Below are 13,167 nucleotides of genomic sequence, written 5' to 3'. Positions count from 1 at the left end.
CTGCCCGGCTGGGGGGCGATGTCCATCTGCTGGTCGCCGGATCGGGCGTTGGTCCGGTTGTCGCCGCCGCCGCCCAGGTCGCGGGTGTCGCCAAGGTGCTGGTGGCCGAGTCCGAGGCGTTGGCCCATCCGCTGGCCGAGCCGCTGGCGGCGCTGATCGTCGCGCTGGCCCCTGCCTACAGCCATGTGCTGGCCGCCGCCACCACCACCGGCAAGAACGTTCTGCCCCGCGTCGCCGCGTTGCTCGACGTCGCCCAGGTGTCGGAAATCGTCGCGGTGGTCGCCCCCGACACCTTCGTTCGTCCGATCTATGCCGGTAACGCGCTGGCGACGGTGCGCTCGACCGACGCGATCAAGGTCATCACCGTGCGCGCCACCGGGTTCGAACCCGCCGCCGCCACCGGCGGAGCCGCCGCGACCGAAGCGGTTGCGGTGCCCGGCCTGCCCGCGCAGTCGCGCTTCGTCGATGCCCAATTGTCGAAGTCGGAGCGCCCCGAACTGACCAGCGCCCGGATCGTGATCTCGGGCGGTCGCGGCATGCAATCGGGTGACAATTTCCACCTGCTCGAAGCGATCGCCGACAAGCTGGGTGCCGCCGTCGGGGCCTCGCGCGCCGCCGTCGATGCCGGCTTCGTCCCCAACGATTTCCAGGTTGGTCAGACCGGCAAGATCGTCGCCCCCGATCTCTATATCGCCGTCGGCATTTCCGGCGCGATCCAACATCTGGCGGGCATGAAGGATTCGAAGGTCATCGTCGCGATCAACAAGGACGAAGAGGCCCCGATCTTCCAGGTCGCCGATTACGGTCTGGTCGCCGATCTGTTCAAGGCTTTGCCGGAATTGTCCGCCGCCCTCGACTAAGCCACGTCCCCACCCCAGCCAACGCCCCTCATGCGGGAGAACATGTCCATGGCCGTCATCAAACATATCGGTGTCATCGGTGCAGGCCAGATGGGCAGCGGCATCGCCCAGGTTTGCGCCGCCGCCGGGTTCGACCTTGTCCTGCTCGATATCAGCGAAGAGGCGTTGGCGAAGGGGATCGCGGTGATCAGCCGCAATCTCGATCGCGCCGTATCGAAGGGAAAGATCACCGAGGCCGACAAGGCCGCCACCCTGGGGCGGATCAAGACGACCTGTGATTACGCCGATTTCCGCGATTCGGATCTGGTGATCGAGGCAGCGACCGAAGACGAGAAGATCAAGCGGGCGATCTTCCAGAAACTGTGTCCCGAACTGCGGCCCGAGGCGTTGGTCGCCACCAACACCTCGTCGCTGTCGATCACCCGCCTGGGGGCATCGACCGACCGCCCGTCCCGCTTCATGGGCATGCACTTCATGAACCCGGTTCCGGCGATGCAGCTGGTCGAGCTGATCCGCGGCATCGCCACCGGCGAAGACACCTTTGCCCAGGTCCGCGAGATGACCCTGACGCTGGGCAAGAAGCCGGTCGCGGCCGAGGACTTCCCCGCCTTCATCGTCAACCGCATCCTGCTGCCGATGATCAACGAGGCGGTTTACACCCTGTACGAAGGCGTCGGCTCGGTCAGCAGCATCGACACCGCGCTGCGCCTGGGGGCCAACCACCCGATGGGGCCGCTGGAACTGGCCGATTTCATCGGACTCGACACCTGCCTGGCGGTGATGCAGGTGCTGCATGACGGTCTGGCCGACACCAAATACCGTCCCTGCCCGTTGCTGGTGAAGTATGTCGAAGCCGGTTGGCTCGGTCGCAAGACCGGACGCGGCTTCTACGATTATTCGGGCGAGACCCCGGTCCCGACCCGCTGATTGCGTCGGGGGACGGGCCAGCCCCGCCCCCCCTGCGTCACCCCGATATCCCATCCGCCCCTTGACCGCCCCCATCCCTCGCGCCATGCTCGCCAGATGGATGCACCACTCCGCACGCTTTCGGCCTCTGAACGATTGGACTGGCTGCGCCTGATCCGCAGCGAGAATGTCGGCCCGCGCACCTTCTCCCGGTTGCTGGAACGGTTCGGCTCGGCCGCCGCCGCACTGGACGCCGTGCCGCATCTGGCGGCAAAAGGCGGCCTGCGCCGCGCCATTCGGCTGTGTCCCCGCGCCGAGGCGGAACGCGAGATCGTCGCCACCGAGCGGGTGGGCGCGCGCCTGATCGCCCGGATCGAACCGGCCTATCCCCGCCTGCTGGCCGAAACCGACGATGCGCCGCCGCTGATTTCAGTGATCGGCGCGGTCAGCCTGCTGAACCGGCCGACGGTGGCGATGGTGGGCGCCCGCAACGCCTCGCTGAACGGCCGCAATCTCGCCCGCCGCCTTGCCGCCGATCTGGGCCGGGCCGGTCTGGTGGTGTCGAGTGGGCTGGCGCGGGGCATCGACACCGCCGCCCACGAAGGCGCGCTGGCCACCGGCACGGTGGCGGCCCAGGCGGGCGGCGTCGATATCGTCTATCCGCCGGAAAACGCCGGTCTGTGGAAACAGATCGCCGAAGCCGGAGCGCTGGTTTCGGAAATGCCGCCGGGAACCGAGCCGCAGGCCAGCCACTTTCCCCGCCGCAACCGGATTATCTCGGGCCTTGCCCTGGGAGTGGTGGTGGTCGAGGCCAACGCCCGCTCCGGCTCGCTGATTACCGCCCGGCTGGCCGCCGACCAGGGACGCGAGGTATTCGCGGTGCCGGGCTCGCCGCTCGACCCCCGCGCCGCCGGTCCGAACGATTTGATCCGTCACGGCGCGACCCTGACCGCCAGTGCCGACGACGTGATGGCGGTGCTGTCCGACCTGATCCGCCGCCCCCTGTCCGAGCCGGATCGGGGCGGGTTTCGCCCTGCTCTCGCCCCGCCGCCGGGCGAGGACGAGGCGGCAAAAGCCCGCCTGTCGATCACCGAGCTGTTGGGTCCGACTCCGGTGACGGTTGACGAAATCATCCGCCAGTGCCAATTGTCTCCCTCCGTGGTGTCTTGGGTGCTGCTGGAATTGGAACTAGCTGGCCGCCTCGACCGCCACCCCGGCAATCGGGTGTCGCTTTTGATCGGGTGATCCGGGCGGCCTTGCCAAGGTGATTGGGTTCGGATGAAAATCGTCGTCGTCGAGTCTCCGGCCAAGGCCAAGACAATCAACAAGTACCTGGGAAGCGATTTCCAGGTGGTGGCCTCGTTCGGCCATATCCGCGACCTTCCCGCTCGCGACGGTTCTGTCCGTCCCGACGAGAATTTCGCGATGGATTGGGAAATCGACCCCAAATCCGAACGCCACGTCAAAGAAATCACCTCGTTGGTCAAGGGTGCCGACCATCTGTTCCTCGCCACCGATCCGGATCGCGAGGGCGAGGCGATTTCGTGGCATGTCAAACGGGTGCTGGAAGACCGCAAGGCGCTGAAGGGCGTCGAGGTCAAGCGGGTGGTGTTCAACGAGATCACCAAGACCGCCGTGCTGGATGCGATGCGCAATCCGCGCGACATCGATCAGGAACTGGTCGATGCCTATCTGGCCCGGCGCGCGCTGGATTATCTGGTTGGCTTCACCCTGTCGCCGGTGCTGTGGCGCAAGCTGCCGGGCTCACGCTCGGCCGGGCGAGTGCAATCGGTGGCGCTGCGGCTGATCTGCCAGCGCGAATCCGAGATCGAAAGTTTCACCGCCCGCGAATATTGGACGCTCGGCGCCGACTTCCTGACGCCGAAGGGAGCGCTGCTGTCGGCGGGTCTGACCCACCTCGACGGACGCAAGCTCGACAAGTTCGACCTGCCCAACGAAGCCGCCGCCCGTGCCGCCGAGGCCCGCGCCGCGACCGCCGCCTACAAGGTGTCGGAGGTCGAGCGCAAGCGGGCCAAGCGCCATCCTTTCCCGCCCTTCACCACCTCGACCCTGCAACAGGAAGCCAGCCGCAAATTGCACCTTGCCGCGGCGCGGACGATGCAATTGGCCCAGCGCCTGTATGAAGGTGTCGATATCGGCGGCGAGACGGTCGGTCTCATCACCTATATGCGTACCGACGGCGTGCAGATGGCCGCCGAGGCGATCGCCAGTGCGCGCGCCGTGATCGGGGCGACCTTTGGCGATGCCTATGTTCCCTCGGCCCCCCGCGTCTACAAGACCAAGGCCAAGAACGCGCAGGAAGCCCACGAAGCAATCCGCCCGACCGATCTGTCGCGGCGCCCCGAGGACGTCGCCCGTCATCTCGACCGCGACCAGTTGCGGCTGTACGAGCTGATCTGGAAGCGGACCCTGGCCAGCCAGATGGCCTCGGCCGAACTCGATCAGGTCGCGGTCGATATCGACGGCGACAACCGCGCTGTGGTGTTCCGCGCCACCGGCTCGGTGGTGGTGTTCGACGGCTTCTTGAAGGTCTATCGCGAAGACCGCGACGATTCCGACGACGAGGACGCCGAGAAGCTGTTGCCCGACGTCACCGAGGGCGATGCGATGGAGCGCAAGGATCTGCGCGCCGAACAGCATTTCACCCAGCCGCCGCCCCGCTTCACCGAAGCCAGTCTGGTCAAACGGCTGGAGGAACTGGGGATCGGGCGTCCCTCGACCTATGCCTCGATCATTTCGGTGTTGCAGGACCGCAATTACGTCCGGCTCGACCAGCGCCGCTTCGTGCCCGAGGATCGCGGCCGTCTCGTCACCGCCTTCCTGGAAAGCTTTTTCGGCCGCTACGTCGAATACAATTTCACCGCCGAACTGGAAAACCAGCTTGATGACGTCTCGGGGGGGCGGATCGACTGGAAGACGGTTCTCGACGGCTTCTGGAAAGCGTTTTCCGCCTCGGTCGAGGACACCCGCGATCTGCGCGTTGCCCAGGTGCTCGACGCGCTCGACGAATTGCTGGGGCCGCATTTCTTCCCTGACGACGGATCGGGCAAGGACCCCCGCGCCTGCCCGACCTGCCATACCGGCCGCCTGTCGCTGAAGCTGGGCAAGTTCGGGGCCTTCATCGGCTGCTCGACCTATCCGGAATGCCGCTTCACCCGCCCGCTGACCTCGGGCGGCGAGGGCGAGGACGAGGTCCGCGAGGGGCCGAAGGAGTTGGGCACCGATCCGGTCAGCGGTCTGGCGGTCAGCCTGCGCAAGGGGCCCTATGGCCATTACGTCCAGTTGGGCGACGAGGCCAGCCTGAAGGCCCTGGCCCCGCCGGAACCCGCGCCCGAGCCGGACGTGGTCGCCGACCCCGAATCCGCCCCGGCCAAGGGCAAGAAAGCCAAGGCCCCGAAGAAGCCCAAGGCGGCCAAACCCGCCGCCGCGCCGAAGCCGAAGCGGGTGTCGCTCTATCGTGGGCTGGAACCGGCCGACGTGACGCTGGACATTGCCTGCCGCCTGCTCGAACTGCCGCGCCAGATCGGGACTCACCCCGAGACCCAGAAGACGATCAGCGCCGGGGTCGGGCGGTTCGGCCCCTATCTGCTGCATGATGGAATCTATAAATCGCTGACCAAGGACGACGACGTCCTGACGATCGGGATGAACCGCGCCGTCGAATTGCTGGCCCAGCCCAAGGGCGGACGCGGTGCCGCCGCGCCGCTGAAGACCCTGGGCGAGATGGACGGTAAGCCGGTGACGCTGCATCAGGGCCGCTATGGACCCTATGCCTCGTGCAACGGTGTCCACGCCACCCTGCCCAAGGACAGCCAGGCCGAGTCGGTGACGCTGGACGAGGCGATTGCCCTGATCCGCGCCAAGGCGGCCAAGGGTCCCGCAGCCAAGGGTGCGGCGGCAAAGAAACCGGCGGCGAAGAAGGCCCCGGCCAAAGCCGCGACCGCGAAGAAACCGGCCGCCAAGAAGGCTCCGGCCAAGAAGACGACGACCGAACCGGCCTGATCGCCCCAGGCGGTGGGAGCGGAAGGACAAGACCACACTGGATTCGGAGGGAACCTCTCGTGACCGCCGTGTTCACCCTTCCGCCCGGCCTGCCCTTCGTCGAGTCCCTGGCCGCGTCCCTGCTGGCCGAGGCCGGGGACGATCCGATGGTCCTGGCCGGGTTCGAGGTGTTGCTGCCGACGCGACGCGCCTGCCGCGCCTTGTCCGATGCCTTCCTGCGCCTGACCGGGGGGCGGCCGCTGCTGCTGCCGCGCCTGACCCCGCTGGGCGGCCTGGAATCCGACGAGCCCGACCCGGCGGGAACGCCCGAGGTGCCCCCGGCCCTGCCCGCGCTGGAACGCCGCCTGACCCTGACCCGGCTGGTGCTGGCGATGCAAGCGGGCCGCGGCGGCCAGACCCCGTTGCCCGATCAGGCCTTGCGGCTGGCAACCGAACTGGCCCGGCTGCTGGACGAGATCGGAGCCGAACGGCTGGATCCCACCGGGCTGGCAGCACTGGTTCCCGAAGAACATGCCGCGCATTGGCAGGTCACCCTCGATTTCCTGTCCATCCTGATCCAGGTCTGGCCGCCGATCCTGGCTGAACGCGGCGCGATCGAGCCCTCGGAGCGGCTGAACCGGATCGTCGCCGCCCGGATCGCCGCCTGGGCGCGGACCCCGCCCACCCACCCGATCATTGCCGCCGGATCGACCGGGTCGAACCCAGCCATCGCCGATCTGCTGGCCGCGATTGCCGCCCAGCCGCTGGGGCGGGTGGTGCTGCCCGGTCTGGACACCGAGATCGACGAGGCCAGTTGGGCCGCGCTGGACCCCAGCCATCCCCAATATGGCTTCAAGGACGTGCTGGCCCGGATCGGGATCGAGCGAAGCGCGGTGCGTCCGCTGCTGTCCACCCCCGACCCGCGTGCCGAGCGGGTGCGGCTGCTGGCCGAGGCGCTGCGCCCTGCCGCCACCTGCGAGGCGTGGCGCGATCTGGTTCCGCTTCCGCCCGAAACCGTCGCGGGGGTAACCCGGCTTGACGCTCCCGGCCCGCGCGAGGAAGCGGGCGCGATCGCCCTGATGCTGCGCGAGGCGCTGGAGATCGAGGGCCGCACCGCCGCCCTGGTCACCCCCGACCGCGCCCTGGCCCGGCGCGTCGCCGACGAATTGCAGCGCTGGAACATCCGCATCGACGATTCGGCCGGCCGCCCGCTCGACCTCACCGAACCGGGGGCGTTTCTCCGCCTGTCGGCCCGGATGGTGGCCGAGGACTTCGCCCCGATCGAGTTGCTGGCCTGCCTCAAACATCCGCTGGCGGCGGGCGGGCGCAATCCCGCCGCCTTCCGTGCCCTGGTGCGGCGGCTGGAAATCGCGGTGCTGCACGGCCCCCGCCCCGCCGCCGGAACCGCCGGACTGCGCGCCGCGCTGAAGGACAAGGACCCGGCCCTGACCGGGCTGGTCGAGGATCTGGAAATTCTGGCCGGGCCGTTCGTCACCCTGCTGGAAGCCCCCGAGGCGGCGCTGGCCGATCTTGCCCGCGCCCATCTCGAATTCGCCGAGGCACTGGCGACCAGCGACGACCGCCAGGGGCCGTTGCGGCTGTGGGGGGGCGAGACCGGAGAGGGCGCCGCCCGCTTTGCCGCCGAGTTGACCGAATCGGCCCCGGCGCTCGGCACCATCGCCGGGCGGCATTACCCGGCGCTGCTGGACGAGTTGATGGCGGGATCGGTGGTCCGCTCGACCTGGGAGACTCACCCCCGCCTCCATATCTGGGGCCCGCTGGAAGCGCGGTTGCAACAAGCCGATCTGCTGATCCTGGGCGGACTGAACGAGGGAACCTGGCCCGGCGCGGCCGAGGCCGATCCGTGGATGAGCCGCCCGATGCGCGCCGCGTTCGGTCTGCCCCCGCCCGAACGGCGGATCGGGCTGGCCGCCCACGATTTCACCCAAGGCTTCGCCGCCCCCCGCGTCGTGCTGACCCGGGCGCGGCGGGTCGAGGGCACGCCGACGGTGCCGTCACGCTGGCTGACCCGGCTTGACGCGGTGATGGAAGCTTGCGGGCTGTCCTTTGCCGAGGACACCAGCCAATGGCTGGACTGGCACGACCGGCTCGACCGCCCCGGCGCGTGGGTGCGCCCGGCTCCGCCCGCGCCGCGTCCGCCGGTGTCGGCCCGGCCCCGGCAGGCGTCGGTGACCGAAATCGAGACCTGGATGCGCGACCCCTACGCGATCTATGCCAAGCGAATCCTGAAGCTGAGGGCGCTGGACCCGATCGACGCCGACGCCAGCGCCGCCGAATATGGCACGATGGTTCATCAGGCGCTGGAACGCTTCCTGAAGGCGTTTCCCGACCGGCTGCCCCCCAACCCCGCCGCCGAACTGATCGCGATCGGGCGGGCGGTTTTCGCCGAAGCGGTGGCCTCGCCCTCGGTGTGGGCGTTCTGGTGGCCGCGCTTTGTCGCCATCGCCGAATGGGTGGCGGTACGCGAGGCCGAACGGCGGCCCGATCTGGCCGCGATCCATGCCGAGGTCAAGGGCGCGCTGGAGATCGATGCCCCCGCCGGGCCGTTCACCCTGATCGCCAAGGCCGACCGGATCGATTGCCGCAAGGACGGCACGCTGGAACTGATCGATTACAAGACCGGCCAGCCGCCGACGATCCGCGAGGTTGCCGCTGGCTATGCGCCGCAATTGCCGCTGGAAGCCGCGATCGCCCGGCGCGGCGGCTTTGCCGGGATTGGCGCCGCCGAGACCGCCCGTCTGCTCTATTGGCGGCTGAAAGGCGGCGATCCGGGCGGCGAGGAGCGTGCCGCCGGCCCCGACCCCGCCACCCTGGCCGACAAGGCGCTGGACGGGCTGCGCGCGCTGGTCGCGGTGTTCGACGACGAAAACACCCCCTATGCCGCCCGCCCGCATCCCGAGCACGCCCCCAAATATTCCGACTATCTCCACCTTGCCCGGGTGCGGGAATGGGCCAGCGGCGGCGAAGAGGACGGGGAATAAGCAAAATTTACCTTTTGCTAACCCTTGGCGTGCTTGCTGTATCCTCTCGTTTCAAAATTCGGAGAATGACGATGCGTGGAGTGATCGCGCTGGCGCTGATCGCCTGGCTGATTCCGGCGGCGGTAAAGGCCCAGACCGTCACCGACCAGAGCGTAATGGTCAATCGGGCCGTAACGACGGTCGAGCGGCTGCGGGCCGATCCCAGCATGGCCGAGTCGATGAACGACCTGTTGCCCAAGGCACGCGGCGTGCTGGTCGTTCCCGATCTGGTCAAAGGCGGCTTCTTCTTCGGCGCGCAATACGGCACCGGCCTTCTGCTGGTCCGTGACCGCAGCGGCGGGTGGAGCGACCCCGCCTTCTTCTCGATCGCGGCAGGCAGCTTTGGTCTCCAGATCGGCTTGCAGGATGCCGAGGCGATCTATGTCATCATGACCGACGGCGGCCTGAACGCGGTGCTCGACAACCGCTTCAAGACCGGGGCCAGCGCCGGAGTCGCGGTGACTGTCGTCGGGGCCGGGGCCGAGGCGGCGACCACCACCCATGTCGGGGCCGACATCTATGCCTTTTCCCGCGCGGTCGGGCTGTATGGCGGGCTGACCCTCGACGGAGCCGGAATCCTGCCCCGCCATTCCTGGAATGCGGCCTATTACGGCGGCAACCCGACGATCCAAGACATTTTGTACAACCGGGCGGTCAACAATCCCCAGGCTGACCGGCTCCGCAACATTCTCGCCCGCTGATCCCGCTTTCCCCGTCTCCAGGACACCCCCTCATGGTACCTCCCTCGTTCCTCACCCCGCTGCGGCGGCTATTCGCCCTGCTGTCTCTGGCGATCGTTCTGGCCGGTCCGGCCGCCGCCCTGGCGGCGGACTCGGATTCGGCCGACACCCGCGATCTGGAGCGGCTGGTTTCGACTCTGGAGGACGAGTCCGCCCGTGCCCGGCTGGTCGGCCAGTTGAAGAGCCTGATCGCCGCCCAGAAAGAGATCGACCCCGCCCCGGAAGAAACCTTGCTGGGGCGGTTAAGCGACCAGATCGGGGCGTTCGGCGATCAGGTGATGGAGGCGGTCGACAGCATCCGCGACGCTCCTGAACTGGCGGCGGCGGTCGGCCAGCGTCTGGCCGATCAATTGACCCGCCAGCGGATGGGCCAGATTCTGACGATGTTGGGGGTCATTCTGGCGGCGGGGATTATCGCCGACCGGATCGTCGCCTTTGCGATCCGTCGCTGGCGCAAGGCCCATCCCCCCGGTCCTGTCATGCCGGGCGCGGCCCCCGCGCTCCATGCCCTGGCCGGGCGGCTGGTGCGCGACCTCGCCCCGCTGGCCGCGTTCGGGCTGGGCGCCTGGGCCGCCATCTGGCAATTGGAGCTGAAGGGCAACGGCATCGTCGCCGCCCAGACCGTGATCGTCGCCTATGTCTCAGTCCGGTTGGTCAATGTGGCGACGCAATTGGTCCTGTCGTCGCGCAGTCCGCTGCGGCGGCTGGTGTCGTTCGACGACGAAACCGCCGAATACATCAAGATCTGGGTCCAGCGCGTCACCGTCGTCGGGGTGTTCGGCCCGCTGGCGGCCAGCGCGCCCCGGCTGTTGGGGATGCCGGCCGGTGCCGCCTTCCTGACCCTGAAGGTGATCGGGCTGGCGATGACCGCCCTGGTGGTGATCTTCATCCTGCAAAACCGCCGGGTGGTGGCAGGCCTGCTGCGCCGTGGCTCGGACGAGCCGATGTTCGGCCAGCATGTCCAGATGCTGCGGACCCGGCTGGCCGATATCTGGCACGTACTGGCGATCCTGTGGGTGGTGGCGATCTATCTAGTGTGGGCGGTCCAGGTCAAAGGCGGCTTCGAGTTCATGCTGCGCGCCACGATCCTGACCCTGGTGATCCTGGTCGTGGCCGGGCTGGTGGCCTCGCTGCTGCGCCGCCTGATCGAGCGCGGCTTTGCCGTCAGCCAGGAAGTCCGTGAACGCTATCCCCTGCTCGAAGCCCGCGCCAACCGTTACCTGCCGGTGATGCATCTGCTGCTGCGCGGCACCGTCGCGGCGATAACGATCCTGGCTCTGGCCCAGACCTGGGGGCTGCAATCGTTGAAGCTGCTGACCTCGCCCGCCGGGCGTCAGGTGCTGTCCTCGGGGATCAGCATCACCCTGGTGCTGGTGATCGCTCTGGTGCTGTGGGAAGTCTTCAGCAGCGCGATCGAACGCTATCTCAGCGCCACCGATTCCGAAGGCAACCAGCTTCAGCGCTCGGGCCGGGCCCGGACCCTGCTGCCGCTGGCCCGCAATGTGGTGATGGGCGTCCTGTTGATCGCGGTGACTCTGATCGTCCTGTCCGAACTGGGGGTCAATATCGCTCCCCTGCTGGCGGGTGCGGGCGTGCTCGGCATCGCAATCGGTTTTGGCTCGCAAAAGCTGGTGCAGGACATCATCACCGGGGCCTTCATCCTGTTCGAGGACACCATCGCCGTCGGCGATGTGGTCAAGATCGGCGAGCATTCCGGGGTGGTCGAGGCGATCTCGATCCGCGCCATCCGTCTGCGCGACGTCCAGGGATCGGTTCACACCATCCCGTTCGGGGCGGTGACGACTGCAATCAACCTGACCAAGGGCTTCAATTACGCCCTGTTCGACATCGGGGTGTCCTATAGCGCCGATTGCGACCGGGTCGGCGAAGTTCTCAGCGAGATCGCAGCCGAGATGCGGACCGAACCGCGCTGGCAGAACGCGATCATCGATCCGATGGAAGTCCAGGGCATCGACCGCTTCGATGCCTCTTCGGTGGTGATCCGCGCCCGCCTGAAGACGGTGCCGTCGGAGAAATGGGCGGTGATGCGCGAATTCCACCGCCGCCTCAAGAAGCGGTTCGAGGCGGAGGGAATCGAGATCCCTTTTCCCCAGCAGCAGATCTGGATCGGCCGCCAGGACGTCGCTGAGGCCCCGGCCGCCCTTCCCGCTGCCTCGATGCCCCCGGCGCGCTGAGACCTGGGGCCGGAAACGAAACCAGCCCCGGGACAAGGCTCCCGGGGCTGGTCGTAACGATCAGACTATAATCGGATCGGAACCGGGGGCGTTCCCCGGTCCCGGCGTGAGGATCAGACCTCGCCGTTCTCCATCGCCTTCAGCTTGGCGGCGGTGATCAGGGTGATGCCCTTTTCGGTGCGATAGAAGCGGCTGGCGTCGAGCACGGGGTCCTCGCCGACCACCAGACCGGGCGGCACCACCACCCCTTGATCGACGATGCATTTGGTCAGACGGGCGTGGCGACCGATGTCGCAGCCGGGCAGCACCACCGAATCCTCGACCAGGCAATAGGAATTGACCCGAACGTTCGAGAACAGCATCGACCGGCGCACCACCGCGCCCGAGATGATGCACCCGCCCGCCAGCAAGGAATCGACCGCCATACCGCGACGGTCGTCGGAATCGAAGACGAACTTGGCGGGCGGCACCTGGGGCTGATCGGTCCAGATCGGCCAGGAATCGTCATACAGGTTCAGCGACGGCGTCACCTTGGTCAGATCGACATTGGCTTCCCAATAGGCGTCGATGGTGCCGACGTCGCGCCAGTAATGCTCTTGCGCCCCGTCATGCATCACGCACGAATCGCTGAAATGATGGGCGATGACGCGATGGCTGTCGATCAGGCTGGGGATCAGATCCTTGCCGAAATCATGCGAACTGCCGGCAAAGCTGGAATCCTTCTCCAGCAAATCGAACAACAGCGAGGCATTGAAAATGTAGATGCCCATGCTGGCCAGGGCCAGATCGGGATGCCCCGGCATCGGCGCGGGATTGTCGGGCTTTTCGTCGAAGCTGACGATGCGGTTTTCGTCGTCGATCGCCATCACGCCAAAGCCCGAGGCAATCTCGCGCGGCACCGCGATGCAAGCGACCGACACATCAGCCTTGCTGGACAGATGCTGGGCCAGCATCCGCCCGTAATTCATCTTATAAACGTGATCGCCCGCCAGGATCAGCACATGCTCGGGCCGGTGGGCGCGGATGATGTCGAGGTTCTGATACACCGCATCGGCGGTGCCGCGATACCAATTGCCGCCCTCGGTCCGCTGCTGCGCGGGCAACAGCTCGATGAATTCGTTGAATTCACCGCGCAGGAAGCCCCAGCCGCGCTGGATATGCTGCAACAAAGAATGGGCTTTGTACTGAGTCAGAACACCGATCCGGCGAATGCCGGAATTGATGCAATTCGACAAAGCGAAATCGATGATGCGAAACTTACCGGCGAACGGAATAGCCGGCTTGGCGTGCCAGTCGGTGAGATCCATCAGCCGGGAACCGCGACCTCCCGCCAGTATCAGCGCCAAAGTCTTTCGCAGCCTTTGGTTTACCTCGAGATCGACACCCCTGTTTGCCAGATCGTTCGTCAAAACGTGCTCCCCTC

General features: G+C 67.2%; 8 protein-coding genes. 7 read left to right on the top strand and 1 reads right to left on the bottom strand.

Features of this window, described 5'->3' with window-relative positions; genetic code table 11:
• The 7 genes from K678_RS11125 to K678_RS11095 form a co-directional block, all read left to right on the top strand.
• The coding region (locus tag K678_RS11125; protein ID WP_021132547.1) for an electron transfer flavoprotein subunit alpha/FixB family protein at window positions 1-860 on the top strand (860 nt) is incomplete at its 5' end.
• Between the two features lie 48 nt (window positions 861-908).
• On the top strand, window positions 909-1,787 hold the full coding sequence (locus tag K678_RS11120; RefSeq protein ID WP_021132546.1) for a 3-hydroxybutyryl-CoA dehydrogenase: 879 nt from the start codon (window positions 909-911) through the stop codon (window positions 1,785-1,787).
• 96 nt (window positions 1,788-1,883) lie between these two features.
• Window positions 1,884-3,011: a DNA-processing protein DprA gene (gene dprA, locus K678_RS11115; RefSeq protein ID WP_039852840.1), complete on the top strand. Its 1,128-nt coding sequence runs from the start codon at window positions 1,884-1,886 to the stop codon at window positions 3,009-3,011.
• Between the two features lie 33 nt (window positions 3,012-3,044).
• Window positions 3,045-5,789, top strand: a complete 2,745-nt coding sequence (gene topA, locus K678_RS11110; protein ID WP_021132544.1) for a type I DNA topoisomerase — start codon at window positions 3,045-3,047, stop codon at window positions 5,787-5,789.
• Between the two features lie 59 nt (window positions 5,790-5,848).
• The gene (gene addB / locus K678_RS11105; protein ID WP_021132543.1) at window positions 5,849-8,770 is read left to right on the top strand and encodes a double-strand break repair protein AddB; all 2,922 of its coding nucleotides are present in this window, start codon (window positions 5,849-5,851) and stop codon (window positions 8,768-8,770) included.
• A gap of 71 nt (window positions 8,771-8,841) precedes the next feature.
• On the top strand, window positions 8,842-9,510 hold the full coding sequence (locus K678_RS11100) for a lipid-binding SYLF domain-containing protein (protein ID WP_021132542.1): 669 nt from the start codon (window positions 8,842-8,844) through the stop codon (window positions 9,508-9,510).
• 32 nt (window positions 9,511-9,542) lie between these two features.
• A complete protein-coding gene (locus K678_RS11095; protein ID WP_021132541.1) occupies window positions 9,543-11,744 on the top strand; it encodes a mechanosensitive ion channel domain-containing protein in 2,202 nt (733 codons plus the stop codon).
• A 113-nt stretch (window positions 11,745-11,857) separates the two neighbouring features.
• Here K678_RS11095 and glgC read toward each other — a convergent pair whose 3' ends face one another.
• A complete protein-coding gene (glgC, locus tag K678_RS11090) occupies window positions 11,858-13,141 on the bottom strand; it encodes a glucose-1-phosphate adenylyltransferase (protein WP_039852844.1) in 1,284 nt (427 codons plus the stop codon).
• Window positions 13,142-13,167 lie beyond the last annotated feature (26 nt).

The sequence above is a fragment of the Magnetospirillum fulvum MGU-K5 genome, assembly GCF_000442515.1.
GTDB lineage: Bacteria > Pseudomonadota > Alphaproteobacteria > Rhodospirillales > Magnetospirillaceae > Phaeospirillum > Phaeospirillum fulvum_B.
The sequence above is the reverse complement of the archived record's forward strand: the minus strand, read 5'-3'. Positions and strand labels throughout refer to the sequence as shown.